Source organism: Pseudomonas gingeri (genome assembly GCF_013386165.1).
Lineage (GTDB): Bacteria > Pseudomonadota > Gammaproteobacteria > Pseudomonadales > Pseudomonadaceae > Aquipseudomonas > Aquipseudomonas gingeri_C.
The window spans coordinates 349,927-376,141 of record NZ_JACAOS010000021.1; the positions used below are offsets into that span (position 1 = coordinate 349,927).

The following is a 26,215-nucleotide window of genomic DNA, read 5'->3' on the forward strand; positions in this document are numbered from 1 at the left end:
ATTTCTCCTTTCAGGACGCGAGTCGTTTGATCTGCGGCGCCAGGTCTTTTTGCGGGATGACCACTTGAACCAGCACGGTCTCGTCGATCACCAGCAGTTTGAGCAGCAACTCGCGCAACTCACCCAGGGTCGAGACCTTGTAGCCCTTGGCGCCGAACCCCTTGGCCAGGGCCAGGTAATCCCAGCTGGGCAGGATGTCGAACGGCGCGAACTTGCCGTGTTCCTTGAAGGCGTTGATGTCCACGAAAGCCTGCTCGATGGCGTAGACCTCGTTGCTCATGACGAACACCACGGCATTCACGCGATTGCGCACCAGGGTCGAGAGTGACTGGCACATCATCATGAACCCGCCGTCGCCGGCGACCACCAGCGGCCGACGCTGACCACCCATGGCCACCCCCAGGGCGCAACCGGTCTCATGCCCGAGGGAACCCCAGATGGCATCGGCGACAAAGCTGTTTTCGGGCATGCCCATGATATTGCTGGCAGCATACAGCGCCGAACTTTCACCGAGGATCAGCGCGCTGTTGTCCCACAGGCGTTGTTCCCGAGCGAAATCGGCGAGGGTGTCGAGGAACAGCTCGTAACCCAGGGGTGTATCGCTGCTGGCGGCGTGCAGCAGCGGTGAGAGTGGTTCCCGTGGCCGCAAGGGCAGTGGGAAATCCTTGTCCAGGCCGAGTGCGCTGGTCAGGGCGGTCAGGTACTGGGGCAGGGGAACATGGGGGTAATACTGCAGGCCGGTGCGGGCCAACTGGGTGTTGACCAGGATGATCTGGCCGAAATCCTTCTCCAGCAGTTGCAGGTAGTCGTCGGTGAAGATCACCCCGATGGCCAGGATGCAGTCGGTCTGGTCCACCAGCTCCTGGGTCCACAGCCGTGAGGCCGTGCCGGCATAGGTGCCGATGAACTGCGGGTGATTCTCGTCGAGGACGGTCTTGGCTTCCAGTGACGTGGTGAACGACAGGCCGCTGGCTTCGATCAGGTGCAGCGCCTGTTTTTGCAGGCCGAAACGGGCGATCTCGATGCCGAGCATGATCAAGGGTTTTTTCGCTTCACGCAGGCGCTGCACCGAGGTCTCGACCGCAGCGTCCAGTGACGGCAGATCACAGGCCGCCGGTACGGCGGAGAGTTCGCCTAGCGGTTCTTCGCAGGGCTCGCCCCAGACGTTCTTCCAGGCTTCCAGGTAGATCGGCCGGCGCTGGCTGATAGCGGCCACCAGCGCCCGGTCGATCAGTGCCGGCGCGGTGCGGCTGTCGTCCAGCAGTTCGCAGGCCACGGTGATGTTTTCGAAGACCTTGCGTCCGACGTCCAGGTCGCCGGTGGAGTGATGGAACAGGACATCCTCGGACCAGATGATATGGCGGTTTTTCGCCGATGGGCTGGCGCTGATGACCACCACCGCGTTGCGTTCGACATAGGCGCCGGCAATGGCATTCACCGCGCTGAAGGTGCCGACCCCGTATTGCAGCGACACGGCGCCGATTCCGGTGTAGCGGGCGTAGCCATCGGCGGCATAGGCGGCGCTCATTTCATTGACTTCGCCGACTGGCTGGATATCGCTGGATTTCTCCAGGGCGTTCATGAACCCCGACACATAGTCGCCGGGGACCTGGAACACCTTGTGGACACCCAGTTGAACGAGCCGCGCCAGCAGGTAGTCAGCGACAGTAAAGTCTCTACGTATTGCCATGGTCGATCCCCTTATAGGCAAATTCAGTCACTTCATTCAGGGTGTCCGCGCAGTCCTTGCAGGCCGGGCGTTGGCCCGGATGCAGGGCGCAACCGTCGGGTGTCGGCACCGGCAGCAGGGCATAGTGCTTGGATATCCAGGTCGGACGCTTGAGCCCGAAAAAGTCCTGGAGTGTCGATTCGGCCACGGTCAGCGCGCCCTCGACCCAGCCCTGGCCATAGGAATAGGCCTCGCCGACGATATGGATCTGCTGATTTTCCACGGGGTGACGCATGCGGCAGATGATCTGGTCGAGCCGGTAATTGGCTTTCCATTCATGCCAGCCGCCGCCATACGGATCGGCGTCCCAGGCGTGATAAACCGCCGAGTAGGGACGCGGCAGTTCGACCTGGTCATGGACCTGGGTGACCTGCATCTGCGCCACCCTGACCATTTCATCACTGACGGTGAATTGGCTCCTGGGCACCACCGGCTCGCTCTTGAGCAGGCCGGCGAGGTTGATGGGCGTGTGGCCAACGAACGGCGCGCCGCCCTCCAGGCCTTTCCAGAACGGCACGGTGCCGATGTCGTTGTAGGAAGCCATCAGCAATGAGTTGAGCGTCGGTTCGCCGCCTTTCTGCTCGCATTCGGTGCCCATGTAGTAGATCTGTCGCACTGGCAGGTCGGTGACCGAGCGCCCGGCCACCAGCCCGAGGGCGCGCCACCAGGGTTGTTCATAGGCGAGGAACAGCTTGAAGGCCGATTGCACCAGCACCGAGCCGAGATTGTCCTTGAGCCAGGGATCGCTGAAAAACGGCGAGTCGATCAGTTCCAGGGAACGGCGGGGCATGGCCAGGATGATTTTCTTCGCCTTGACCACGGACGGGCTGCCACTGTCGCGGGTGCTGCCGTCCACCGTGGTGGTGGCCTGGAAGTGCAGGCGGTAAGGAAAGTCGGTGTCCTTGGCGTAGCTGATGGCGGTCAGCCGCTGGTTCATCTGCACCCGCTGCTTGCCCGGCAGTTTGCCCGGCAGCTTGGCGAACTTCGCCGCCAGGGTCAGGGGCAGGCTCTGGAAGCCCTTGGTCAGGGTCAGGAACTCGGTGGTGTCCTTGTATTCGGTGGCCGGCAGTTGGGTCACGGCGCTGGCGTTGGCGACGTTGGCGTCATAGCCGCCGGCGTCCTTCATGAACTGGTAACCCTCGTTGCTCATCACCCGGTAGAGCAAATCCCAGAAGCCGTACCGCCAGATTTCCTTGCCGAACACCGTGACCTGCATCTGCTGGCACAGGCTGAGCTTGTCGAACCCGGGGTACACGTAGTTCATCACCTTGACCTGCAGGTCCTCGGGGCAGAAGCCGCGTTCGGACCAGGCCAGGTCATAGGGGATTTTTTCCGGGGCTTCGACGAAGTCGCGATAACGGAAGCGCTTGCCGCGCAGGTAGAACAGGTTGTTCTTCGAATAGACCGGCTTGGGCGCGCCCATGGGGAAATCCTGGCTGGGCAGCTTGAGGTGCTTGACCAGGCTGTCCACCACCACATGGCCGTCGGGGCCCGGGATATAACGCATGCCGCCGACTTCGGCGACCACATTGGGCAGGCCCGGCAAGGTGATACTGAACAGCCGTCCGCCGATCCGGTCGCCGTATTCGAACAAGGCAATGTTCTGTGTATCGCCATGGACCTGTTGCAGACGCCAGGCGCTGTAGCAGCCTGAGACGCCACCGCCGACCACGGCCACGTCAAGTTCCAGTTCTTGCGACTTCATGGCGAACTCCATTTCGAGGAGAGTGACTGAGGATTCCGATCGCGACCAAGTATTGTCGAGTTCTGCCGAAATGCCAGTTAGCCATCACGGTATCCCGTCGACGGCCAACTCATGGGTCGCCGACAGGATGAAAGGGCACAGGAAAACGTGGGGATCAGGTGGCCGGGGCGCTGAGGAAAATCTCCAGGCCCTCGGCATAGGCCGTGAAGTGTTCGAGGTGCGGAAAGTCTGCCGCCAGGCATTGTTCGGGAAGCATCATCTTGCTGAAGCTCCAGGCCACCGCCAGGCTGATGCCTTCCTGGCGAATCGTGCCGTCTTCAGGCAACGGCTGGCGCGCCAGTTCGTTCTCGATTTGCCGGTAGGCGGCTGCCAACTGGCCTCCGACCCGTTCCAGCCAGGGGCCGTGCTGTTTTTCCGCTGGACGCAGGTTTTTCTCATAGACGATCTGCACCGACTTCTCGCAGGCCGCCAGGGCCAGCCCGATCAGTCGCAGCCCGCGCACCTGTTCGGCCTGGTTGGCATAGGTCGGGCCGGGGCCGGCGATCAGCGTCAGGTATTCGAGGATCAGCCCGGAATCCATCAACACTTCACCGCCGTCGCAGACCAGGGTCGGTGCCTTGACCACCGGGTTGATTTGCGCAAAGCGCTCGAAGTCACGAAACACCGAAATCGACTGGTGCTCGAAGGCGATGCCCAGGTGTTTGAGAGTGATGGCGACCCGGCGCACGTAGGGAGAGTCCAGCATACCGATAAGCTTCATTGATCCTGTCCTTTTGATGCGGTGAAGAAATCTTGGCAGCCCCAGGGACTATCGAGCTTTGACGGAATACTAGTTGGCTATTGCGTTGAGTTTCAAGTCGCCAGCTATGCTCCTGTGAGACCGTCATCGAGTACGCGCGAGGCTCCGCCATGCACGCTGTCAAAACGGCCCTCGTACTGGCTGGAGGCGGTAGCCTCGGCGCGGTCCAGGTGGGCATGCTCAAGGCCCTGGTGGAAGCGGGGGTGAGCTTCGACCTGGTGATAGGCGCCTCGGTCGGTGCCATCAACGGTGCCTATTTCGCCGCACGTCCCACCGCGGAGGGTGTGGAGGAACTGGCGGACTTCTGGCGTGGTTTGCGCAAGGGCGATGTGTTTCCCCTGTCGTTGCTCGACACCCTGAGGGCGTTGATCAATCGGCGCGGCTTTCTGTTGCAGGCCACGGCGCTGGAGCGTCTGGTCAAGCGCGCGTTGCCCGTGGCGCGGATCGAAGACACGGTCCTGCCACTGCATATCGTCACCACTAATCTGCTGACCGGGGCCGAAGAGCGGTTGTCCAGCGGCAGTGCGCAACAGGCGTTACTGGCCAGCGCGGCGATCCCGCTGGTATTTCCTTTCGTGAAGATCGGCGACAAGCTGTTGGTCGATGGTGGCGTGGCGAGTAATACACCGATTGCCAGCGCGGTCGACCTGGGGGCCAACCGCATCATCGTGGTGCCGACGGGGTTCGGTTGCGCTTGCCCACAACCGCCTGCCGGCCTGGTGGCCCTGGCGCTGCACACCTTGAACCTGATGAGCATGCGGCAACTGGTGCGCGATATCGAACTCTACGCGCACCGGGCGGGGATTCACGTGGTCGCGCCCTTGTGTCCCTTGGGGATCTCGGTCTTTGACTTCAGCCAGACCGACGCGTTGTTGCAGCGCGCCTATGAGCAAACCTGCGCCTGGATCGAGGAGGGCGGGCTGGTGCGTACCGGCGTGCCCGATTCATTGCAGGCCCACACTCACTCCTCGGTGCCCGGACACTGAGGAACTGACGCTGGTTACGGCTTGGGCCGGTCGCTGCGATAAACACCCAGGCACACGCCCACGGCGACCACCACCGGCAGGATCAGCGCCCATAACCCCCAGGCCAGATAGAGCAGGGCGGCACCGACGCAGCCTGAGGCAAAGGCCAGCAGCGTCGTGCAGATCGGTTTCAGGCGTTGCTTGATCACGCTTTGTTGCTCGGGATCGCGCTCGCTCCACAGGGCAAACACATCGACGGCGAACTGGGTGACGTTGCCCGTCATCAGGGTGGTCGGCGGCGTGCCTTTCATATGTTGGCGGGAAATCGCGTTCTGAATCGCCATGGCGGTGACCCCGGTCATGCCGGTGATCAGTGCCGTCGCGCTATCGCCGTCGGTAAAGGGGCCCCAGAGAATCGCCAGGAAAGCAAAGGCCGCCAATATCAGGGTGTGGGTGATCAGCAGCAGGCGCAACGGTGCGAGTCCCCGGCTATGAATCGCTACCGCGGCCAGGTGCGTCAGCCCCACCACCAGCACGAACACCGGCAGGGCGATCAGCTTGGGCAGCGCGCCGGAGGTGCCATGGACAATGCTCACCCCCAGGGTCACGAAGTTGCCGGTGACATGGGCGGTGAACAGGCCCTGCAAGGCCAGAAAACCCAGGGTGTCGACGAAGCCGCCGTTGAAGCTGAGGGCCGGCCCTACGCTGGGGTGCAAGGGAGATTCCATGGCATGTCCTTTCTGGTTCGGGCGTCGGGGGCGCCGGCTATGGGGCCAGACGGTAACCCGCCGCTTGTGGTTGAGCAAGGCAGGGCGGCAGAAACCCGGGGTGGAAAATTTCATGCTGAAAGCCGGCGTTTGAATCGCCTTGGGTCATAAAAAATCGCTACCCTCGTGCACCTCAGCAGATTTTCCAAGGATGTGATGCATGCGCGTACTTCAGACCAATCCCCAGGACGACTTTCGGGTCAAGGCCTACGCCGGGACCAGCGGCGTGTTGTTGGCCATCGACCTGGCCGAGTCACGGCGAGCCGGCCTGCTGGGTTTTGCCATCGAGCGCCAGGAGGGCAGCGGTCCCTGGCAGTTCCTGTTCAATAGCCTGACGTTCCCCGGCAAGGAGCACACCTTCCCCCAGTACCACGCCACCCCGAGCAACCTGGCGCCGCTGCAGAAATTCCGTTGGGCCGACTACAACGTCGAGCCCGGCAGCACCAGCAACTATCGGGTCTACCTGGCCTATGGCACGCCCGATGCGCCGCAACTCGGTGAGTCACTGGCGGTAACGGTGACCACCGACAATGGCCTGCCCAAGGGCCAGCGGGTGATCTTCAACCGTGCGGTGGCGGCCAGCCAGGGATTTGAACGCAAGTTCCCGGACCTGGACAAACTGATCAGTACCCAGAAGAACCTGCCTATCGAAGCCTGGCCGGATGCCGCGCGCCTGTGGCTGGAAAACGGCCTGCTGGAAGAACTGCTGGGGTTTATTGCCCGTGCGACGGATGTGCAGTGGGGCCTGGATATCGCCATCTACGAGTATCAGTTGAAGGCGATTGTCGATGCGGTGAATGCGGCGCAGCAACGCGGTGTGCGGATTCGCGTGCTCTACCACGCCAAGGTCGGTGACGAAGACACCACCCTGAACGAGCAGAACCTGACGCCGATTCCGGCCGAGAGCAAGCGCGGGCGGGTCACCAGCAATATCTTCCATGACAAGTTCATCGTGCTCAGCCAGCGTGATGCCAGCGGTGAGTACCGGCCTGAAGCGGTGCTCTGCGGCAGCACCAACTTTACCGCCAATGGCGTGTACCGTCAGGCCAACGTGGTGCATGTACTGGATGATGTCCGTCTGGCCACCCAGTACACCCAGGTCTTCGAGGAAATCTGGGCCGCCCCGACGGATGTGGCGGGGACACGCAAGTGGATCACCCAGAACAATCCGATGAACCCTGCCCAGCCGCTGTTCGCCGGATTTTCCCCGCGCACCGGACAGGGCGATCTGAAGGAGTTCGTGCAGATCATCACGGCGGCGCAAAAGGACGTGTTGTTCGCCACGGCCTTCGCCTTGCCCCAGGAAATCCTCGACGCCTTGCTCGGCAAGCCCCATGACGATGTGCTGCGTTTCGGCCTGCAGAATACCGCCAGCAGCATCTCCGGTATTCACGCCGACCGCACCGACGATTTTGTGGCCACGGCCTTGCTCAATACCGGCCTGGAAGGCTGGATCAAGGAAGGGCTCAAGGGCCAGAAGGGCAATTTGCTGGTGCACACCAAGGCGGTTGTCACTGATTTCACCACCGATTCACCGACGATTATCAGCGGCAGTCACAACCTCAGTGTCGGGGCCAGTGACGGCAATGATGAAAACTACCTGGTGATCCGTGGCGACGTCGATCTGGCGGATCGTTATGGTCTGGAGATCCTGCGTTTCTATGAGCACTACCGGTTTCGCTATTACGCGAAGAAGTTGGAACTCAAGCAGGTCCAGCCGTTGTCGCCGGACAACAGCTGGAGCGATGGGTATTACCAGGATGGCGATTTGAAGACGTTGTCGCGGTTGCGCTTTGCCGGAAGGTGATCGTGAGGTGACGTGTATTCCGGGCTGGAGTTAGTATGTGTGGCAGAGTGTTCGTCATTACTGAGAAAGGATTCGACGGCTATGAATACTAATGACGGCCTAGGAACGGAGCTGTCTCCAGAGATGTTGACGATTCCACCGACTGACTATGGTCAGTTGAGCGGCGAAGTCTCTATAAGTGTCGCCGCTTCGGATGAGTTGCTTTCAGCAAACGTTGATTCCATCCACTTCGTGACTACCCACAGCGACGATCCATGGGCCGCCGGATTGGATGACCGTCTAGGGGTTGCAGACGAGGCTAAAGCCTTTGCTCGAATGGCCGTTGCCAAGGCGTTTACACCACCCTTGGCCGTTGGTCTGTTCGGTGATTGGGGCAGTGGTAAGTCATTTTTCATGAGGTTGGTTCATGAGCACATCGAGCGTCTGACGTCTAAAGATGACAAAGGAGCTCCAGAGGCCGGGGCAGCAGAATTTCACACCGATATCGTGCAGATTCGTTTCAACGCCTGGCACTACGCGGAGACGAACCTTTGGGCTAGCTTGGTCTCCCACCTGTTTACTGAGCTGGATCGCTGGTATGGCGAAAATAATCCTGCCAACCCCGAGAGCCTGCTGGAAACGCTGGTCACTGCTCGTTCGCTGACGCTGGAGGCTGCCAGAGAGCTTGTCGCTCGTCGTAGCGATCAGCGTAATGCAACGAGGGACTTGTTGGCGGCAGAGGATAAATTCAAGGTGGCCCGTGAATCATTGGTCGGGAGCCCTGGTGTTTACTGGAAGGCATTGAAATCGATACTGACTGACGAAAAGGCGTCCCCCTCCTTGAAGAAAAGCAGGGACGCATTGAAAGCGGCTGCACAAGAAGTCGGCATACCCGATCTGCTTGACGAGGTTAAAAGCTTCCAGCATGTCAGTGCTTCACTTTCCAATGAGGCCAGGCGGGGCAGGTTGCTGATTGTCGGGCTGAAGCTTCAGCTCCAGCGCTGGCCTGCCGTTTTGTTCGTGATCCTTACGGTGTTGCTGGCACCTGTCGCCGCTTCGTTGTTACAGGCGTTACTTAGCCAGTGGCTACCCGTGTTCGGCGGCCTGCATCAGGCGGTTCTCTCTGTCAGCTTGGGTATGGCGGCATTGACTAGCGTCGTGGGTAAGTACCTGGCAAAAACCAGAAAAATTCTGGGTCGATTGGAGTCTGCCAAAGCTTCGATCGATAAGCTGGTCGATGACTCTTTGATCTCCCAAGCCGAAGATCTCAAGGATCAACAGGAAAATTTGTCCCTAGCCAGTGCGAATCTTGAGGAAGCTCAAGCACTGGTCAAGGCAACCAGCGAGCGTCTGGCCGAGGCGTCACATAATTACTCGCAAGGGACCGGTGCCAGCCGCTTGAAGAATTTCGTGCGTGCCCGGGTAGTTGATGGCGACTACGCCCGACATCTGGGACTGATTGCGACGGTGCGCAAGGATTTCGAAGAGCTCTCGGCTCGTGTCTCGGCTGATCAACACTTCGATGGGGCGGCCGAGCAGGAACACGATGCTTTCAGCAAGCGCATGCGGCATTTTTTGCAAACACACGAAGAAATGTTGTCATCAGAGGAAATACAAGAACTGAGTGGCTCCTTGAACCGAGGGGCTGGAAAGCAAAAGGATGGGGCAACGACAGAGCCGAAGGCATTCAAGCGTATTGTCATCTACATCGACGATCTGGATCGTTGTCCGCCAGAGAAGGTCGTTGATGTCTTGCAGGCGGTGCATCTGCTACTGACCTTTCCTATTTTTGTCGTCATGGTGGCCGTGGATGTTCGCTGGGTGCGAAAGGCACTGGTCAAACATTACTCCGGACTGATCGAGGCAACTGATGAAGGTGGGACGGGCATGGCATCTGCCAACGACTACTTGGAGAAAATTTTCCAGATACCGTACTGGATGAGGCCTATGGACGATCAGGTCAGCGTTGCTTTTCTGGTTGACCGGCTGCGTCGTCTCAATCCGTTGTCGGAGCCTGACCATGTACCGATCCCCCGTAGTGAAGTATCTATCAATACACTTTCAATCAGTGATCAGGAAGAGCGGCTTCTAAAGGAACTTGCTCCCTGTATTGGAGGCTCGCCCAGACGCACGTTGCGCTTCCTGAATACCTATCGCCTGATCAAGGTCAGTCTTCGCGCCAGGGAGTTACTGGATCTTGAGGCGCGAGGGTATAAGGCTCTGATGGTGCAGTTGGCCCTTGCAACGGCAGCGCCGAAGTTGTTTGAAAGGTCTGCGAATCTGTTGGAGACGTTGGATAAGGATTTGCATCTGAACGAATTCGTCGCCCTATTGATTCGTGATGACGATGAGGCGCCAGAGACTCAGAGGGGGGCACGTATTTTCAGCATCTATCAGCGCGAAGACTACGTTGCAAGCACTGACTCGTCCTCTGGCTCTGGTGTCTCTATGCTGCAGGATTACGCCTCAATTGCCCGTCGATACTCATTTGTCGGCTAGGCGTTCGTCGAGAGTCGACTCATCGCCGCGCGGTACTGCTTTGTCCGTCGCCCGATAAACAGTCTGTCCAGCACCAGCGCCCATACCGCCGAGACCTCGGGGTGAGGGCGCTGGCCCTTGCTCAGGCGCTTGAGTTGGAACTTGACCACCGCCATGCTCGCCAAGGAGGCCAGCGGCTTTTTCTTCCAATGGATCGGTGGCAATTGCGGGTGGCTGTCGCGACCTTCGCGCCAGAGCCGGGGCAGGTGGGGTTCCACGGCCAGCGCCGTGCCGATACCGGCCATGGCGATGCCGCTGTCCAGCACTTGCTCGACGATGGGCAGGCGTCGAATGCCGCCGGTGACCATCACCGGCATATTCGCCACCTTCGCCAGTTCACCGGCCATGTCCATGAAATAGGCCTCCCGCGCCAGGGTGCGACCGTCCCGTGCTTCGCCCTGCATGGCCGGAGCCTCATAACTGCCGCCCGAAAGTTCGACCAGGTCCACCGGCAAGTCGTTGAGCCATTCGATTACCTGACGGGCATCATCGGCGTCGAAGCCGCCACGCTGGAAGTCCGCCGAGTTGAGTTTGACCGCCACACAAAAGCCCGGCGAAACCACCGCCCGGATTGCCTTGACCGCCGACAGCAACAGGCGTGCGCGGTTTTCCAGCGAGCCGCCCCAACGGTCGCTGCGCTGGTTGCTCAGCGGCGAAAGAAACTGGCTGATCAGGTAACCGTGGGCCGCATGGATCTGCACACCACTGAAACCGGCCTGTTCGGCGAGACGGGCACTATTGGCGAAGCGCCTGATCACTTCCTCGATATCGCCCTCACCCATGGGCCGTGGCGCGGCAAACATCTTCGAGAACCCACCCAGGTCCAGCGCCACCGCGGACGGTGCCCAGGCGGTCTGGCCGAGATTGGCCATGGTCTGGCGCCCGGGATGGTTGATCTGCATCCAGAACTGCGCACCCTTGGCCCGGCCGATGGCGGCCCACCGGCGAAACTTTTCCAGGTGTCCTTCATCTTCCAGTACCACACCGCCGGGGCCGGTCATCGCGCGCCGGTCGATCATCACGTTGCCCGTCAGCAGCAACCCCGGCTCGCCGTCGGCCCAGGCACGGTAGAGTTCCATCAACTGAGCGGAGGGGGCGTTATCCAGGTCCGCCATGTTTTCTTCCATGGCGGCCTTGGCGATGCGATTCGGGATCTGTACGCCGTTGGGCAGAAGCAGTGCTTGAAAGGGTGACATGCTTGACTCCGGAGCAGTGGGGAGTTCAGGCTAAGCTTAAACCTAACTTTAATGTCAAGCGTCCATTCGAGGCCTCTTATGAAGATCGGTGAACTGGCCCTGCGCAGTGGTCTGGCAGCTTCGAAGATCAGGTTCTATGAAGCCCAGGGGCTGATTCGTAAGGTACAGCGTCAGGCCAACGGTTACCGTGAGTACCCGGCTGAGGTGTTGCAGACGTTGTCGATCATCCAGTGCGCGCAGCAAGCGGGTTTCAGTCTTGAGGAACTGCGGGCGTTGGTGCCGGGTACCGAGATGGGAACCTTGGATCATGAAGCCATGGTCGACAGCCTGGAACGCAAGATCGATCAGATCGAAGCCATGCAGGCGCGCCTGTCCCATAGCAAATTGCAGTTGCTGGGGATCGTCAACAGCATCCGCAACCGGCCCGAAGGGGCCAGTTGCACGGAAAATACCGAACGGGTCTTGGCCTCGCTCCAGCCGCCGCAACCCCGCCTTACGCTGTAGGGTCGTCTCGCTTCTCTCTGCCGGGGCTCTCTTCGGGCAGTTGAATAACGTCACTGCCCGTACGACGAGCCCCGTGCGGATTTACTCCATGGCCAATGAGTGGGATGGAGTGGCGGGCAGCGGATGACGCATCAGACTGCCGACCACCAGCGCTCCCGACAACCCAAGCAACCCCGCGACCCAGAGCACTGTGCCAAAGCCGCCGACGAAAGCTGCGCGGGCCAAAGGCTGGACCACTTGGCGTGCGGACTCCGGCAGGTTTGCCATGGCCGCCGGCATGTCTCCGGCGACGACCCGTGAAGCAATGGCACGTGCCTGATCAAGCCAGGGGGCGGCGTGTGCGGCGAGGCCGGCCTGGAGCAATTGCTCGGTGTGGCTGGCCAGCAGGGCGCCAAAGACGCCGATGGTCAGCATGATCGCGCTGAAGCGCATGGTGGTGCTCATCCCCGAGGCCATGCCGGCCCGTTCCCGTGGCACGCAGGCCATGATGTTCTTCTGGGTATCGCCGTTGAGCAGTCCGGCGCCGGCACCGGTCACGGTAATCGCCAGGGCGAACGGCAGGTAGCTGCCACTGCCGACCGCCCAGGCACTGAGCAGGTTGCCGCAACCGACCAGGGTCAAGCCGCTTGCCATCATCGTCGCCGGAGTGAAGCGCGGCGCCAGTCGAATGCCGATGCGTGGGCAGATCAACATCGCCAGGGCAAAGGGCAGCATGCCCAGGCCCGAAGCCACGGCGGAAAACCCCAGCCCGTTCTGCAGATAGAACGGCAGTAGGGTCATCATCACCTGGGCGCAGCCGGCATAGGCGAACATACCCAGCAGGGCGCCGATAAACCGTGGGTGACGGAACAGTTGCAAGTCGACCATCGGCCTTTGCTGTACCCGTTCGACGAACACGAACAGGCCCAGCAGCGCCGCACCACCCAGCAACCGGGCGTAGGTCAGCGGGCTGTTCCAGCCGATGCGGTTGGCTTCGATCAAGCCCCAGATCAGGCACAGCAGTGCGCCGCTGAAGGCCAGGCTGCCCCATGGATCCAGGCGCGCTGCCTGGCTGTCGCGGGATTCCGGCACGGCGTGGCGGACCATCGCCATCAACAGCAGACCCACCGGCAGGTTGAGGTAGAAAATCCAGCGCCAACCCAGGTACTGGGTAATCAGCCCGCCGAGGGTCGGCGCGGCGGTCATGGCCACGCCCATGCAGGCGCCCCAGAAGGCCCAGGCCTTGGCCCGCTCGACCTCATCGTGAAAGACATGGCCGATGGAGGCGAGGGCTGAGGTCAGCAGCAGTGCGGCGCCGACACCCTTGATGGCGCGGGCGATATCGAGGAACAGGCTGTCGGGGGCCGCACCGCAACCCAATGAGGCGAGGATGAACAGGGTCAGGCCCCAGAGCAGGGTTTTGCGCCGGCCGAAGCGGTCGGCAATGCTGCCGGCGGGCAGCAGCAGGGCGGCGAAGGCCAGCATGTAGGCACTGACGACCCATTCGATATCGGCAAAGTTGGCCCCCAGGTCGCGGGCGATGCTCGGCAGGGTGACGGCGACGATATTGGTGTCGAGGACGATCAGCGAGCAGACGCCGGACGCGGTCAGCAGCGTCAAGCGTGGGCTGACCCGGCTCATGGCTGGGCCTGCGACGACAAGGCGGTGAGGGCGGCCAGGGCAATTTCATCGTCATGGGCCGGGGTGTCGGCGCTGATGCCGATGGCGCCGATCACCTGGCCTTCGAGACGAATCGGCTGGGCACCCTTCATCATCACCAGGCCGGCGCTGAGGGCGGCCTGACGGCCACCGTTGACGGCGTTTTCCAGATCCCCCGAGGGCCGTTTGAACAACGCCGAGGTCCGGGCCTTGCCTTCGGCCAGTTGAATGCCGGCGACCACGGGCGCGGCGTTCATGCGTTCGCTGAGGATCGGCCAGCCACCGTCATCGACCACCACAATTGCACAGGGCCAGCCTTTCGCGGTGGCCGTCTGCTCGGCGGCCTTGACCAGCGTGCGGGCCAGTTCAAGATCAAGGATTGCCTTGTGGGCAATAGCAGGTGCTGCATCCGCCGCTGCCACCCAGGACAGGCTCAGACAGGCACAAAGCAAAGGGATAATGGGTTTGACGTACATGCTACAAGCTCTCTACTGTGGCGGTAGAAGCAGCTTATCGTGGGCCGTGTAGAGTTTTGTTAGCTGAGTCTTGGCACTTCATTACCTTTGAGCTAATACCCGTATGGAGATTCGTCATTTCCGCTATTTCCTGGCGGTGGCCCGGCAACGCAATTTCACCCGCGCAGCCGAGCAACTGGATATTGCACCGCCGACCCTGAGTCGACAGATCCAGGACATGGAGAGCGCCCTTGGCACCCGCTTGTTTTGGCGCGGGCAACGCGAGGTCTCGCTCACGGAAGCCGGTGCGGCGTTGCTGCCGGAAGCCGAAGCGACGGTGCGCCAGTTCGAGTTCGCCCAGCGCAATGCGCAGCGGGCCGGACGCGGTGAAGTGGGGCATATCGAACTGGGTTATGTGGCGTCGGCGGTCTATTCCGGGGTGTTGCAACGCCAGGTCAAGGCTTTCAGTCGCGAGTTTCCCGAGGTCAGCCTCAGTGTGCGCGAGAGCCCGATGGCAGCGTTGCCGGGACTGATCGCCGAGGGGCGTTTCGATATCGGTTATGTGCGTTCGCCGATCTCCTTGCCCGAGGGCGTGGAGGCGGTGCGCCTGAACGCCGAGGGATTTGTCCTGGCGGTGGCGGACGATGCCTGGTTGTGTCGCCTTAAACAGATCAGTGCCGAACAGCTGCAGAACGAAACCTTTATCCCCCCGGAGCAGATCAGTGGCACCTTGCAAGTCGCCGCCCAGGGCGGTTATGCGCCGAAACTGGGGCCACAGCCCGGCGGACTGGTAGCGGTGATCGCGGGGGTGTCCCTGGGGCAGGGCGTGGCGGTGGTGCCCGAGTCGGTGATCGGCCATGTGAACCTGCCGAATGTGGTGTATCGGCCTATCCACGGCTGCGAGGCGAGTTCCTGGTTGTCGCTGATCCATCGGCGCTTCGAAAAAGCGCCGGCGGTGGCGCGTTATATCGAGAAGGTCAAGCGTGAATTTCCCAAAGAGAAGGGTTGAGCCCGTCTCAAGAACGGAGCGACTCACCGATGATCGGCTATCATCGGTTAATCGTCCGACAGGTCAAATAACGTCGAGGGGGGTCGAGCTTGCGTATAACCGAAAATAACGCCGTTGGTCGGTCTTCACGGCGCGCTGGCCTGTACGGCGAGCGGCACCTCCTGAATAATGGCCAGTAGCCAATATTTCGCCGTACGTTCCATGGGCAAGCAGGTACAATCCGCCGTTTTTTCACCGAGTCCGGGGCTTGCCCGATTCGATGTTTCAGAGATTCGTCATGCTTATCGGTAGCTATTCCTCCACGCTGGCCTTTATCTCCCTTTTTGTGGCGATCCTGGCCTCCTATACCGCGCTGGACCTGACCGGGCGTATTGCCACGGCACGCGGCCGGGCGGTGTACCTGTGGATGGCCGGCGGTGCCATGGCCATGGGGGTGGGCGTATGGTCCATGCACTTTATCGGCATGCTGGCATTCAAGCTGCCCATCGCCCTGGCCTACGACGTGCCGCTGACGATACTGTCATTGCTGATCGCGATCCTTTCCAGCGGGTTTGCCCTCTGGTTGGTCAGCCAGCCTCGCCTGCCGATGATGCAATTGGCTTTGGGTGCACTGATCATGGGGGCCGGCATCAGCGCCATGCATTACTGCGGCATGGCGGCGCTGAAGATGCAGCCCGGCATCGATTACGACCCGACCCTGTTCAGTGCTTCGCTGGTGATTGCCGTGGTCGCCTCGGCGGCGGCCTTGTGGATTGCCTTCCGCCTGCGCCGTAATACACCTCATGTGCGTCTGGCCCGCAGCGGTGCATCGGTGATCATGGGCCTGGCGATTGTCGGCATGCACTACACCGGTATGGCCGCCGCCAATTTCGCCGAGGGCAGTTTCTGCGGCGCGGTGGGCAGCGGGCTGTCCGGCAAGGGCCTGGACAACCTGGTGCTGGTGACCAGCCTGGCGGTGCTGTCCATCGCACTCTTGACCTCGCTGCTCGATGCCCGACTCGAAGCCCGCACCGCCCTGTTGGCCGACTCACTGAGCCAGGCGAACCAGGAACTGACCCAGTTGGCGCTGCATGACACCCTGACCGGCTTGCCGAACCGTGTATTGCTGGCGGACCGGATCGACCAGGCCATGCACAAGGCCACGGCCGAAGGCAGTTGCTTTGCGCTGATGTTTATCGATCTGGATGGTTTCAAGCCGGTCAACGACGCGTTTGGTCATCACATGGGCGATCAGTTGCTGCGCGAAGTCGCCCTGCGCCTGCGTGCAGACCTGCGCGGCCAGGATACCCTGGCACGTATTGGCGGTGATGAGTTCGTGCTGCTGGTGCAACTGGCCGAGCCGGACGATGCGCTGCAAGTCGCGTCACGTCAGGTCAGTCTGGTCTCCCAGCCGTTCCGGGTGGCTGGCCACGACCTGCTGATTTCCGCGAGCCTCGGTATCGTGCTGTACCCGGGTAATGGCCAGACTGCCGAAGAACTGCTGATGAACGCCGATGTGGCGATGTATCACGCCAAGGGCGCCGGCAAGAACGGTTACAGTTTCTTCGACACGTCGATGAACAACAATGCACTCAAGCAGTTGCAGTTGTTGCAGGACCTGCGCCAAGCCCTGGAGCATCAGCAGTTCCGTCTGTATTACCAGCCCAAGTTCGACGCGCTCAAGGGCACGCCGGTCGGTGCCGAGGCCCTGTTGCGTTGGGAGCATCCCGGAGAGGGGCTGCTGCTGCCGGACAAGTTTATCGCCCTGGCGGAAAAGACCGGTCTGATCATCCCCATCGGCGACTGGGTGTTGGACGAGGCGTGCCGGCAAATGCGCCTGTGGTATGAGCAGGGTTACCAGGACTGGCGTATCGCGGTGAATCTCTCGGCCTTGCAGTTTTGCCACGGGGGCCTGGTCGACAGCGTGGCCGGCGCCTTGGCCCGGCATCAACTGCCGGCTAACAGCCTGACCCTGGAAATCACCGAAACCACCGCCATGAGTGATGCCGATGCGAGCATGGCGGTGCTGCAAAAACTCTCGGACATGGGCGTTGACCTGTCCATCGACGACTTCGGCACCGGCTATTCGAGCCTGATGTACCTCAAGCGCCTTCCGGCCAACGAACTGAAGATCGATCGTGGTTTTGTCCGCGACCTGGAGCATGACTCCGACGATGCGGCGATCGTCTCGGCGATTGTCGCCCTGGGGCAGGCACTGGGGTTGCGGATCGTCGCCGAAGGCGTGGAAACCGATATGCAGCAGAACTTTCTCACCAGCCTGGGGTGCGACTCCCTGCAAGGCTACTTGCTGGGACACCCCTTGCCGGCCGAAAGATTCATGGCCGATATCGGTCGGCTGGAACGGCAGGCCGCCAGCTAAGCGGTAGCGTCGAGGTTTTCACCCGTCTTGCTGCGCGTCATCGCCGCGGCCAGGCCTGCGCCCAGCGCGGCAAACACCGCGCCCACCAGAAAGGCGCTCTGATACCCGTCGTTCAAGGCTGAGAGTGCCGGCACGCCCATACCCAGGTGCTGTTCGGTGCGTGCCGCCGCCAGGCTGGCCAACGCCGCCAACCCGAGTGCGCCGCCCATCATGAAGGCGGTATTGACCATCCCGGACGCCAGTCCCGACTCGGACGGCGCAACATCATTCATCGCCGCCAGCAGCAGTGGGTTGAAGGCAATCCCCGCCCCCAGTCCCAGCAGCACCATTCCCGGCAGCACGTGGTGCAGGAACTGGCCATCCACCGGCGCCTGGGCAAACAGCAGCAGCCCGACGCTGGCCAGGGCCAACCCGCCGGCCAGAGGCAGGCGAATGCCGAAGCGCATCACCAGCCGGGCCGAGATCCCCAGGGAGAAGACCGCCATGATCACGTTGGCGGGCAGGAACGCGAGCCCCACTTCCAGCGGTGTGTAGCCCAGCACCAACTGCATGTACAGCGCCGAGAGGAAGAACCAGGCAAACATCGCGGCGGCCCAGAGCACGCCGATAATATTGGCGATTGCCAGGTTGCGCAGGCGGAACAGGCGCAGCGGCATCAGCGGGGTTTTCACGCGGGTCTCGATGACCAGGAAGGCCAGCAGCAAGCCGACGGCAATCAGCAGTTGCGCGACAGTGCGCAGCGAGGTCCAACCCATTTCATTGCCGTTGACGATGGCGTAGACCGCCAGCATCAGCGAGGCCGTGACTGTCAGCGCGCCGGCCACGTCCAGGTCGCGGGACGGGTGCTGGTTGAGGCTCTCGGAAAGCAGGCGCAGGGACAGCGCGATCACCATCACGCCAATCGGCAGGTTGACCAGGAAGATCCAGTGCCAGCTCAAGGAACCGGTCAGGGCGCCGCCCAGCAGGGCTCCCAGGCTGCCGCCGCCGGCGCAGACAAAACCGTAGACGCCCATGGCCTTGGCCCGGTCGGCCGGTTCGGTGAACAGGTCCATGATCAGCGACAGGGCCACGGCGCTGACCACGGCGGCCGCCACCCCCTGGAAGGCCCGGGCCCAGATCAGCAGGTCCTGGCTGTAGGCCACGCCGCAGGCCAGCGAGGCCAGGGTGAAGCAGGCGATGCCGAGCAGGAACAGGCGGCGGTGTCCGTAGAGATCGCCCAGGCGCCCGCCCAGCAGCAGAAAGCCGCCGAAGGTCAGCATGTAGGCGTTCACCACCCAGGCGAGGGCCGTTTGCGTGAAGTGCAGGTCGGTCTGGATCGACGGCAGCGCGACATTGACGATGGTGGTGTCGAGCACAATCATCAGTTCCCCGAGGCAGAGGACGATCAAGGCGAGCCAACGGTGGTCCGAGCCGGCTGCGGCGCAGGCAGGTGCTGTCATGAGGGGGGGATCTCTCGTGTGAGGGCCGGCGAGTTTAGGCCGCCGGCCAAAGACCGCTCAATAGACAGAGTGTAGGAAGGTTGTGAAGGGATCAGGGCGCCGCAGGGATGATCGGAAAGCGGATATCGAAGGTCGTGCCGTTCTGCGCATCCGAACTGACCCTCACCTCGCCACCGTGGGCCTTGGCGATTTCTCGAACGATAAACAGCCCCAGCCCGACGCTGCGCATGTCGCTGTCGCCCTCGGTGCCGCGGGTCATCGGTTCGAACAACACGGCCTTCAGGTCATCCGGGATGGCGGGGCCGGCGTTGTGTACGCAGAGGCTGGCCATGTTGTCTTCCAGGCACGAGGTGATGCTGATCGGTTGCTGGAGATCGCCGTAGGCAACGCTGTTGGCAACCAGGTTGCCGATGATCTGTTGAATCCGGTCCGCATCGAGGCGAGCGCTGCCGGTGCCGATGGCCCGGTGCAGCAGTTTCGCGGTGGGGAAGGTCACCCGCAGTTCGTCGACACTCAGGCGGGTGACGTTGTGCAGGTCCAGTGGCGCGGGGGAGATGGCCAGGCCCTTGCCGACCCTGGCCAGGGCGAAGTCCAGCAGGTCGGCAATCATGCGCCGGGCGCGTTCCGCTGACTGGCTGATATGGTCGAGCATCCGGGTTTCCCGGGCCGTGCGCTCGCCTCGGGCGAGAAAGTCCGAAGCCATGGTGATCGCGGTCAGCGGGTTTTTCAGGTCATGGCTGACGATGGCGACCATCTGTTCGGCGAACAATGCCCGCCGCTGGGCCGTCTCAAAGTCCAGGCTCAGTTGCGCCTGGGCTTCCTTTAATGCCGCTTCGGCGGCGCTCTTCTGGCGCAGCAGGTCTTCGGCGGTTTTGCGCGCGTTGAGCAGTTCACGTTCGTACTTGTCGCGGTCGGTGGTGCCGAACAGCGCCAGTTCATAAAAGGCCCCGTCGGCCTGCTCGCGCCTGACGCCATTGAGCAGCATGGTGACGGTGTGTCGGTCGTGATGCTGCAGATCGAGTTTCACTTCGGCGACGGAGCCCTGCATTTTCATCAGGGGCGCCCAGTGCGTCTGATGAAAGATCCGCCCGCCCATGGTCAACAGATCCTGGAAGCGCCGGCCGCACAGTTGTGCCTGGCTGAAGCCGAGCCAGTGGCTGAAGGTCTGGTTGGCGCGCAGGATGGTGCCGTCCTCGCGAGTCACCACCAGACCGCAGGGTGCACCTTCGAACAGCGTCAGCAGATCGGGCAGCGGCGGCTCTTCAGTCGACATGGGGAGCGGCCCAGGGCGACAGGAAGCGGTCCATGGCTTCGGAACAGGCACTTGGTGCACTCATGTGCGGGCAGTGGCCGACGTTGGGCACCAGGCACAGCGTGCTGTCGGGCAAGGCGGCATGCAGGTACTCGCCCACGCCGACCGGGGCGATGAGGTCGTCGCTGGATTGCAGGATCAGGGTCGGCGTGCCCAGGCCGCTGACGTCCTTGCGGTTGTCCGACATGAACGTCACCCGGGCGAACTGCCTGGCAATCTCGGGTTCGGTGCGGCAGAAACTGTTGGTGAGTTCTTCGCTCAGCGCCGGTTGCCCTGGCGCGCCCATGATGACCGGGGGCCATGGTGCTCGACCAGCCGAGGTAATTGCTGTCGAGGGTGTCGAGCAGCGAGTGGATGTCCTCGCGCTTGAACCCGCCCAGGTAACCGTCGTCATCGATGTAGCAGGGGGAGGGGCCGATCATCACGTGGGCGGCGATCCGGCCGGGGGCCTGGCGATCGGCCAGGACGCCGATCATGGCGCTGACGGAGTGGCTGACCAGGATGACCGGGCCACTGGCGTACTGCTTGATGATTTCCCCCAGGTCCTGGGCGTAGCCTGCCAGCGAATCGTATTTCTGCTTGTCGTAGGCCCCGAGATCCGAGCGGCCGGCCCCGACCAGGTCATACAACACCACCCGGAAACGCCCGGTGAAGTGTGGGTACAGGTAGTTCCACATGGTCTGATCGCAGCCGAAGCCGTGGGAGAAGATCAACGTCGTGGGACCTTCTCCTACCTGCTTTATGTTGTTGCGATGCTGAACGTCCATGGTTTTCTTCTCGAGCGATCCAAATGGGATTTTTGTGTCAGTCGGAGTGTAGAGAGTCATCGGCATCTGGTCACGTACTGCGGCCGATGGCAGCGCTTGTCCGGAATTGATGTTCGGCTCGAGAGGTGGAGTCGGTTACACGCTCCACGCACGGCTCTGTAAGGCACCGAGATAGAGCCCCTTATTTCATCCAGCGAGGGGCCTCTGTTCGTCCGGGCGTATCCTCCGTTTTCTTTCTTGACCTTCGGGCAATAAAACCGGTCGTGGGTAAACCAGTTTGTTGACTGACATCCTGTTTTTTTCTGATGACACTGAAGCCTCGATATCCACGTATCAGGAGCCTTCTATGTCCAATCCTCAACTCGATCTCGGTCCTTTGCGCAGTTCCATGGAGCTTACGCTCCACACCCATCATGCTGTGCGTATCTGGCAAGGCCGATCGGCCAGTGAAGAAAAGAACGGCATCATCGGCCTCAGCGGTTTTGTCCATGTGATGAGCAAAATCAAGCGGGGGGCCGAACAAGATGATCCTTACGCTGACTTCTGGATGATCCGTGTCCAGGAAAAGTTGGAGCACTCGAAAGATGCGTTGACGCTGATCGAAGATCAATTGGAGCAACTGATGAGCCGCCTGCCCAAGGCGATCTATGTGGGCGACAACCTCAATGTTCATCCGCTGACACTGCCGCTGTCGATCAATACACCGTTGAGTTTTATGGCCGTGTACCTGCTGATCGACTACGACAACATCGTGCGCCGGTTGCTGCTGGCTCATCGCACGGCCTTGATCGGCCGCCGGGATATGGCGCATTGGATTGATGCCGTTGGGCATGTGCTGCGAAGCCTGTGCGGCCTTGCTCAGCAGTTCAAGTTCTCTGGCGTCACCCGTGAAGACTTCATCACCAACAATGCGTTGGCCCGTGAGGCCCGGGAGCGCTTTGGAGAGCTGCCGTCCGAGGTGCTGGAGGGAACGTGCCGTTCTGAATTTGCGCCTCCGATTATTCGGCGCCGGATGAGTGATAAGGGGCTGCTTGAGGAGGCTGAGGTCACGGCTGAAGAACGGATCGTGCGTGAGTACCTGGGAGGCTGACGCGATGACTTTTTCCAGAAGTGGTTTTGCTGATGAGCAGCCGACATTGCCGGGAGTTGAGGCTAAACACGATGCCTTCCGACCACTGCAACACACAGCCTTCTGCGCAGTGAAACACGCTGCCTTCTTCAAAGGGCTTTTAAAGCCTTTTAAGGGTAAGGGGGAGCTGCTGCAATTCGGGGAGGCATGCAGTGAACTGACCGGCAGTTTGATCGAGTTGGCCATTGAGGGTGTACTGGCCCAAGCCGAGCAGTATCCGTTCACCTTGCTGCCCATTCGGTTGACCCGGCAGTCCACGGGGGCAGGTACCGTGTTTTTGCGTTGGTGCCGGGTGGATCGGTCCAAGATGGGGGTGGACCTATGGGCGGAGTTGATCGGCGACATGCGTACCTCGATCAACCTGCTTCCCGATCTCTATGCGCTGGAGCTCCAGCGGATCGTAATCAATATGCAGATCAGCCTGGCCCACAGCATCAGTCGCCAGGCATATCTGTGCGCGGGCAAGGTGGAGGTGGCTGATCAGGTTTATCGCCAGCGAATGGAGCAACATATCCGTCATCACAGGGAGGAGAACTGATCATGGCGACCAACTTTTGGGGCGAAGGGAACATCGGCACCCAGCCTGAATTCAAGGAGTTCCCCAATGGCAACAACGCGCCGCGCCGGCTGCTTCGATTGAATGTGTACTTCGACAATCCGGTTCCCAGGGGCGACGGTGAGTATGAAGATCGAGGCGGGTACTGGGCTGGCGTTGATATGTGGCACAAGGACGCTGAACGTTACGCAGAACTCTATCGCAAGGGGATGCGGGTGCTGATCGTGGGGCGAATCCTCATGGACAAGTGGCTGGACGATAAAGGCGTCGAGTGCCGAACAATGAAAGTCCAGGCCACTCGCGTGGGAATTTTACCGCACCGTGTTGAGCTCGTGGTGATGGCTGCGCAGGAGCGGCCTGTGGTTGAGGCGGATGATCAGCAGGCGTGAAGAGGGCTCTGAGCCGGAGGGCAGTGGTTCCTGGTAGGGCTGCTCTCTCCACTCAAATGCCGGGTCGGCAGAAATTGGCCCAGTGCAGTGATCTGGAAGCGACGAACGCCGGAGCCTGTCACTTTGAGCTCGGGTTGACGGTGGCAGTGACTTTCCAAGTCTTCTCGCCTGGGTGCTGTATTGGCTCGTCAGGAAATCGGTAGTCGCTCATGGCTTGCAGCACAGCTTGGTCGACCGTGCTGTCGCCCGAGCTTTCCAACAGCGATATCTGGGGCACAACAGAGCCTGGGATGTATGCCAATTGGAGCTGGGTGGGTTTGTTCGCAGCGCTTGTCTTGCTCTGCTTCGACAAGGTTTGCTCTAACTCCCATATTTTTCTGCCCAGTTGGTTTTGTACGCCGCTGACCCAGATCTCGTTGTAGTGCCTTTCCTGCTCAGCAGTCAGCACCAGACCTTGGGCACGTAGTCGTTGAACACTCTTCCAAGCCTTATCCTCGCTGTACCTGATCGCGTTCACGTAAAGCGCCAGTGCGCCTTCAAGATCCTGGGGGCCACCTTTTCCTTCTTCCATGAGCTTGGCCAAATGAGTCGCGTTGTTTTCATTTCCGGGCTCGGCGGCAGCAAGCTGATAAAACTGCCTGGCCTTCACGTAGTTGGTGGGCTCACCGATACCTTCTTCCTCCATGCGACCGAGTTGGTAATAGGCCGAGGCGTTCACTTCGGCCAAGGACTGATAGAGGGCTTTAGCCTTCGGTATGTCTTGCGGTACGCCATGGCCACGCTCATACAGACTGCCGAGCATCCCCTTGCACAGGGGGTCACCGTTCTCGCTGCGTGCCTGAATGTACTCGACCTGCTCCTGGGTGATGGGGTTCTGGTCCCGGTAGTGCCAGCAACGCAGGCCTGCGACACTGTCGTCCTGAGCGTTGGGGGTGGTGCTTTTGCACCCTGCAATCAGGGCGCTGAGCATCAGTAGGAAAACAGCTTTGTTCATGAATTCGATCCGTTGAATTTGCCCAGATATCAAACGACACCTGCTGGTCACTGCACGCCGGGGCTGAGTGCTTAAGCTCGCCCTGGGCGTACTGATTTGAGTGAGGGGTGTAACGTCACTGGTGAGCCCGAATGAGCGACACCGTTTGGCAGAGGGCCTGCCGCTCATCACCGCACAGGTTGGGCGGTGATGAGCGTGCGCTGTACGCCGACCTTTAGCAGCCGATCTGCTTGGCTAACTGCCCAACTGTCGACTTGAGAGGGCCTTGGGTTTCTGGCGGTAGCTGTGACCAGAGCTTGAGCCCTGTTCTCTGCTCGATCTGCTCGACCGTCACCTGGTAGGTGCAGAAGTTGGCAGCACGGGGCGTGTCCTGGTCCATGATGAAGGCCGAGAACGTGGTGAGGGTGGGGGTCGTGTTGGTGAAAATGATCTTCCAGTAACCGCTCGGGATCGTGTGCTTTTTGGTGGTGCCGGGGAGGGTGCCAATGTACCGCTCGTACAACGGGCCTGTGGCCACATACACGGCATTGATCCCTGGACGGCTCACCAGGTTACGCTCCTGGTCCTCAAGGCGAGCCCAGGCTCCCTGGTTGAGCTCTGCTTTTTGAGGCGTGATGTTGGAGAGGTAGTTGAGCGCCTCCCAGTCAGGCACGCCGCCCATGGACGCGAGGTTGGTCTGATGCCCTCGGTCCGTCTTCAGCGCCTCGTTGGCGCCGTTGTAGTCAGGCGGATCCAGCGTATCGCCAGCCGCAATGTCCGGGTCCTTCTTCCAGTTACGAGGACGATTGGAGGCCGGCGTGTCTTTGGTGATCCGGTAGGCAACCCACTTCGCGAACTTGGTGGTGGCATCGTTGTTGAGCGTGTAAGCCGTTCTGACCAGCGTTACGTCGCTACCTCCCACCGGACATCCCACCGAGCAGTTATCGATTCCAGCGGCTCTCTCAGGCTGTATGGCCTGAACGTTGGGGGCTGCGGGAGCTGTGGGGGTTGTGGAGGTTTGAGGCTCAATCGTGGAGCAGGAGGAGGTGAGTGCAACGGAGAGAAGAAAGAGGTATTTGAACGTCCTGTTCGGCAGCATGACTACTGGTCCTGTACGGGTTTTTTCATCGGCGCTATCAAGAAATGATCAGGCGCCGGTTGGTGCCAGGAAGGCTTTTCAGCGCTTCGGCGGGCGTCAGGATAGGGGATTTGAGGACGATTCTCTACCGCTCGAAAGACCTGTCTGTCTCGCATGAGTCCGAATAAGTGATACGAGTGATTACCTTTCGACAGCGGTCCGACGTGCTTTTGTGAAGACGGCGTTAATACACCATTGCCGGGGGATTCTCGGTCCCCGTCTACGCAGACTCTGATATCAGTGATGGTTGTGGGGTTTGAGCCTGTTGCGGTCAATACGCCCCTGCACGAGGGGCTGCCATTTCAGTGCTCAGCCCTCTAATGAGGAATAGGTGTGCGGCTTATGTGCTGCTCAGGATCCTCAAGGCGGCCTTGCAGGCTTGCTGCGTCTGCTTTCTGTAGTTCGTGCGCAAAGGCGATATCCCCTTTTCCGATTTGGCACGTTTTAAAATCGACTCCAAGTTGTCATCGGGTACCGTGGAGCGAAGCAGCAACACATCGGTGTACCGCGAGGTCAGGTAACGGCTCTCCCCAGCGGCTTTAGCCAAGGCATTATCCTTGTAGGCCTTCTCACCAATGGGGGTTCTTACGCCGGCGTAAATGAGTGCCCTCTTGGTGGGGGAGACACCGTTATCGTCCATGGCCAGTGAGAGGACCGCATCGGCCTCGTCCTTCGAGCATCCCTGATCCCAATACAGAAAATCATGAATGATGGCGGGAGCCATTGAACGGTCTGTTTTAGATTCCCACCACCAGAGTGAGCGAGGAATACTCGCAAGATCCGTAATGAATCCGCGTGGCACTTCGACGGTGTAAGACGTAGTCGTGATGGCGTAGCGAAGCGGCGTGGCGACGATGAACACGTCATCAGCCAAGCGTGCCACATTGGGCGGATTAGTCGTTGCACAGGAGCCGATGAACAGGGTGAGGAGCAAGAGGCTGACGTGTTTTAGGTCACGTAAAAGCATGAGCGGTGACTCCTGTCTGATTGAGTTCGCGATCTCTCTCCACAGGCCTTGTAAGGCATTCGTGTTTGACAGGGCTGATCAATCACCATCAACGT

General features: G+C 60.8%; 21 protein-coding genes and 1 pseudogene. 9 read left to right on the plus strand and 13 right to left on the minus strand.

Annotated features, from left to right (window positions below):
• Positions 1-10: 10 nt before the first annotated feature.
• The 3 genes from HX866_RS26735 to HX866_RS26745 form a co-directional block, all read right to left on the minus strand.
• Positions 11-1,690, minus strand: coding sequence for an alpha-keto acid decarboxylase family protein (locus HX866_RS26735; RefSeq protein ID WP_177140720.1), 1,680 nt, complete (start codon positions 1,688-1,690; stop codon positions 11-13).
• Positions 1,677-3,434: a flavin monoamine oxidase family protein gene (locus HX866_RS26740; protein ID WP_177140721.1), complete on the minus strand. Its 1,758-nt coding sequence runs from the start codon at positions 3,432-3,434 to the stop codon at positions 1,677-1,679. Before HX866_RS26740 ends, HX866_RS26735 begins: the two co-directional genes overlap by 14 nt.
• Before the next feature lie 154 nt (positions 3,435-3,588).
• Complete coding sequence (locus HX866_RS26745) at positions 3,589-4,194, minus strand: glutathione S-transferase family protein (RefSeq protein ID WP_177140722.1); 606 nt, start codon at positions 4,192-4,194, stop codon at positions 3,589-3,591.
• Between the two features lie 149 nt (positions 4,195-4,343).
• Between HX866_RS26745 and HX866_RS26750 the strand changes: the two genes are divergently transcribed.
• Positions 4,344-5,219, plus strand: coding sequence for a patatin-like phospholipase family protein (locus HX866_RS26750; RefSeq protein ID WP_177097225.1), 876 nt, complete (start codon positions 4,344-4,346; stop codon positions 5,217-5,219).
• Between the two features lie 14 nt (positions 5,220-5,233).
• Here HX866_RS26750 and HX866_RS26755 read toward each other — a convergent pair whose 3' ends face one another.
• On the minus strand, positions 5,234-5,926 hold the full coding sequence (locus HX866_RS26755; RefSeq protein ID WP_177097223.1) for a YoaK family protein: 693 nt from the start codon (positions 5,924-5,926) through the stop codon (positions 5,234-5,236).
• A 199-nt stretch (positions 5,927-6,125) separates the two neighbouring features.
• On the opposite strand from HX866_RS26755, the gene HX866_RS26760 reads away from it, so the two are divergent.
• Entirely contained in the window at positions 6,126-7,772 is a 1,647-nt protein-coding gene (locus HX866_RS26760; RefSeq protein WP_177097222.1) for a phospholipase D-like domain-containing protein, read from the plus strand.
• An 81-nt stretch (positions 7,773-7,853) separates the two neighbouring features.
• Entirely contained in the window at positions 7,854-10,250 is a 2,397-nt protein-coding gene (locus HX866_RS26765; RefSeq protein WP_177140723.1) for a P-loop NTPase fold protein, read from the plus strand.
• On the opposite strand, the gene HX866_RS26770 is transcribed toward HX866_RS26765, so the two are convergent.
• The gene (locus HX866_RS26770) at positions 10,247-11,485 is read right to left on the minus strand and encodes an NADH:flavin oxidoreductase/NADH oxidase family protein (protein WP_177140724.1); all 1,239 of its coding nucleotides are present in this window, start codon (positions 11,483-11,485) and stop codon (positions 10,247-10,249) included. The two genes, HX866_RS26765 and HX866_RS26770, sit on opposite strands and share 4 nt — an antisense overlap.
• 78 nt (positions 11,486-11,563) lie before the next feature.
• On the opposite strand from HX866_RS26770, the gene HX866_RS26775 reads away from it, so the two are divergent.
• Positions 11,564-11,989, plus strand: a complete 426-nt coding sequence (locus HX866_RS26775; protein ID WP_177097219.1) for a MerR family transcriptional regulator — start codon at positions 11,564-11,566, stop codon at positions 11,987-11,989.
• A gap of 81 nt (positions 11,990-12,070) precedes the next feature.
• On the opposite strand, the gene HX866_RS26780 is transcribed toward HX866_RS26775, so the two are convergent.
• Together HX866_RS26780 and HX866_RS26785 are read right to left on the minus strand one after the other, a co-directional pair.
• Positions 12,071-13,609 (minus strand): MFS transporter, encoded by a 1,539-nt coding sequence (locus HX866_RS26780; RefSeq protein WP_177140725.1) that lies wholly within the window; start codon positions 13,607-13,609, stop codon positions 12,071-12,073.
• The gene (locus HX866_RS26785) at positions 13,606-14,103 is read right to left on the minus strand and encodes a GlcG/HbpS family heme-binding protein (protein ID WP_177140726.1); all 498 of its coding nucleotides are present in this window, start codon (positions 14,101-14,103) and stop codon (positions 13,606-13,608) included. The genes HX866_RS26780 and HX866_RS26785 overlap by 4 nt, the downstream gene beginning before the upstream one ends.
• Before the next feature lie 103 nt (positions 14,104-14,206).
• On the opposite strand from HX866_RS26785, the gene HX866_RS26790 reads away from it, so the two are divergent.
• Positions 14,207-15,091 carry a LysR family transcriptional regulator gene (locus tag HX866_RS26790; RefSeq protein WP_177140727.1) on the plus strand — a complete coding sequence of 295 codons (885 nt, stop codon included), beginning with the start codon at positions 14,207-14,209 and terminating at the stop codon, positions 15,089-15,091.
• Between the two features lie 277 nt (positions 15,092-15,368).
• On the plus strand, positions 15,369-17,450 hold the full coding sequence (locus tag HX866_RS26795) for a putative bifunctional diguanylate cyclase/phosphodiesterase (RefSeq protein ID WP_177140728.1): 2,082 nt from the start codon (positions 15,369-15,371) through the stop codon (positions 17,448-17,450).
• Here HX866_RS26795 and HX866_RS26800 read toward each other — a convergent pair.
• The 3 genes and pseudogenes from HX866_RS26800 to HX866_RS26810 form a co-directional block, all read right to left on the minus strand.
• Positions 17,447-18,889 (minus strand): DHA2 family efflux MFS transporter permease subunit, encoded by a 1,443-nt coding sequence (locus tag HX866_RS26800; RefSeq protein WP_177102594.1) that lies wholly within the window; start codon positions 18,887-18,889, stop codon positions 17,447-17,449. The two genes, HX866_RS26795 and HX866_RS26800, sit on opposite strands and share 4 nt — an antisense overlap.
• Positions 18,890-18,980: 91 nt before the next feature.
• Positions 18,981-20,162 (minus strand): PAS domain-containing sensor histidine kinase, encoded by a 1,182-nt coding sequence (locus HX866_RS26805; RefSeq protein WP_177140729.1) that lies wholly within the window; start codon positions 20,160-20,162, stop codon positions 18,981-18,983.
• A pseudogene (locus HX866_RS26810) lies at positions 20,152-20,968 on the minus strand (alpha/beta fold hydrolase). Before HX866_RS26810 ends, HX866_RS26805 begins: the two are co-directional and overlap by 11 nt.
• Before the next feature lie 346 nt (positions 20,969-21,314).
• On the opposite strand from HX866_RS26810, the gene HX866_RS26815 reads away from it, so the two are divergent.
• From HX866_RS26815 to HX866_RS26825, 3 genes are read left to right on the plus strand one after another with little or no spacing between them, the layout of a single operon-like run.
• Positions 21,315-22,058 carry a PFL_4669 family integrating conjugative element protein gene (locus HX866_RS26815; RefSeq protein WP_177140730.1) on the plus strand — a complete coding sequence of 248 codons (744 nt, stop codon included), beginning with the start codon at positions 21,315-21,317 and terminating at the stop codon, positions 22,056-22,058.
• A gap of 4 nt (positions 22,059-22,062) precedes the next feature.
• The gene (locus tag HX866_RS26820) at positions 22,063-22,635 is read left to right on the plus strand and encodes a DUF3158 family protein (protein ID WP_177140731.1); all 573 of its coding nucleotides are present in this window, start codon (positions 22,063-22,065) and stop codon (positions 22,633-22,635) included.
• 2 nt (positions 22,636-22,637) lie between these two features.
• Positions 22,638-23,042, plus strand: a complete 405-nt coding sequence (locus tag HX866_RS26825; RefSeq protein WP_177097209.1) for a single-stranded DNA-binding protein — start codon at positions 22,638-22,640, stop codon at positions 23,040-23,042.
• A gap of 118 nt (positions 23,043-23,160) precedes the next feature.
• Here the strand turns inward: HX866_RS26825 and HX866_RS26830 are convergent, their stop codons facing one another.
• The 3 genes from HX866_RS26830 to HX866_RS26840 all read right to left on the minus strand — a co-directional run bounded on the left by HX866_RS26830 (position 23,161) and on the right by HX866_RS26840 (position 26,120).
• Positions 23,161-24,036 (minus strand): tetratricopeptide repeat protein, encoded by an 876-nt coding sequence (locus HX866_RS26830; RefSeq protein WP_177140732.1) that lies wholly within the window; start codon positions 24,034-24,036, stop codon positions 23,161-23,163.
• A 214-nt stretch (positions 24,037-24,250) separates the two neighbouring features.
• Positions 24,251-25,114 (minus strand): DNA/RNA non-specific endonuclease, encoded by an 864-nt coding sequence (locus HX866_RS26835; protein ID WP_177140733.1) that lies wholly within the window; start codon positions 25,112-25,114, stop codon positions 24,251-24,253.
• A gap of 379 nt (positions 25,115-25,493) precedes the next feature.
• Positions 25,494-26,120, minus strand: a complete 627-nt coding sequence (locus tag HX866_RS26840) for a DUF1353 domain-containing protein (protein WP_177105143.1) — start codon at positions 26,118-26,120, stop codon at positions 25,494-25,496.
• Positions 26,121-26,215: the final 95 nt, after the last annotated feature.

Bases quoted from the DNA above. Each gene is read 5' to 3' on its own strand.
- HX866_RS26735 (WP_177140720.1), bottom strand. From the start codon at position 1,690: ATGGCAATACGTAGAGACTTTACTGTCGCTGACTACCTGCTGGCGCGG.
- HX866_RS26740 (WP_177140721.1), bottom strand. From the start codon at position 3,434: ATGAAGTCGCAAGAACTGGAACTTGACGTGGCCGTGGTCGGCGGTGGC.
- HX866_RS26745 (WP_177140722.1), bottom strand. From the start codon at position 4,194: ATGAAGCTTATCGGTATGCTGGACTCTCCCTACGTGCGCCGGGTCGCC.
- HX866_RS26750 (WP_177097225.1), top strand. From the start codon at position 4,344: ATGCACGCTGTCAAAACGGCCCTCGTACTGGCTGGAGGCGGTAGCCTC.
- HX866_RS26755 (WP_177097223.1), bottom strand. From the start codon at position 5,926: ATGGAATCTCCCTTGCACCCCAGCGTAGGGCCGGCCCTCAGCTTCAAC.
- HX866_RS26760 (WP_177097222.1), top strand. From the start codon at position 6,126: ATGCGCGTACTTCAGACCAATCCCCAGGACGACTTTCGGGTCAAGGCC.
- HX866_RS26765 (WP_177140723.1), top strand. From the start codon at position 7,854: ATGAATACTAATGACGGCCTAGGAACGGAGCTGTCTCCAGAGATGTTG.
- HX866_RS26770 (WP_177140724.1), bottom strand. From the start codon at position 11,485: ATGTCACCCTTTCAAGCACTGCTTCTGCCCAACGGCGTACAGATCCCG.
- HX866_RS26775 (WP_177097219.1), top strand. From the start codon at position 11,564: ATGAAGATCGGTGAACTGGCCCTGCGCAGTGGTCTGGCAGCTTCGAAG.
- HX866_RS26780 (WP_177140725.1), bottom strand. From the start codon at position 13,609: ATGAGCCGGGTCAGCCCACGCTTGACGCTGCTGACCGCGTCCGGCGTC.
- HX866_RS26785 (WP_177140726.1), bottom strand. From the start codon at position 14,103: ATGTACGTCAAACCCATTATCCCTTTGCTTTGTGCCTGTCTGAGCCTG.
- HX866_RS26790 (WP_177140727.1), top strand. From the start codon at position 14,207: ATGGAGATTCGTCATTTCCGCTATTTCCTGGCGGTGGCCCGGCAACGC.
- HX866_RS26795 (WP_177140728.1), top strand. From the start codon at position 15,369: ATGCTTATCGGTAGCTATTCCTCCACGCTGGCCTTTATCTCCCTTTTT.
- HX866_RS26800 (WP_177102594.1), bottom strand. From the start codon at position 18,889: ATGACAGCACCTGCCTGCGCCGCAGCCGGCTCGGACCACCGTTGGCTC.
- HX866_RS26805 (WP_177140729.1), bottom strand. From the start codon at position 20,162: ATGTCGACTGAAGAGCCGCCGCTGCCCGATCTGCTGACGCTGTTCGAA.
- HX866_RS26815 (WP_177140730.1), top strand. From the start codon at position 21,315: ATGTCCAATCCTCAACTCGATCTCGGTCCTTTGCGCAGTTCCATGGAG.
- HX866_RS26820 (WP_177140731.1), top strand. From the start codon at position 22,063: ATGACTTTTTCCAGAAGTGGTTTTGCTGATGAGCAGCCGACATTGCCG.
- HX866_RS26825 (WP_177097209.1), top strand. From the start codon at position 22,638: ATGGCGACCAACTTTTGGGGCGAAGGGAACATCGGCACCCAGCCTGAA.
- HX866_RS26830 (WP_177140732.1), bottom strand. From the start codon at position 24,036: ATGAACAAAGCTGTTTTCCTACTGATGCTCAGCGCCCTGATTGCAGGG.
- HX866_RS26835 (WP_177140733.1), bottom strand. From the start codon at position 25,114: ATGCTGCCGAACAGGACGTTCAAATACCTCTTTCTTCTCTCCGTTGCA.
- HX866_RS26840 (WP_177105143.1), bottom strand. From the start codon at position 26,120: ATGCTTTTACGTGACCTAAAACACGTCAGCCTCTTGCTCCTCACCCTG.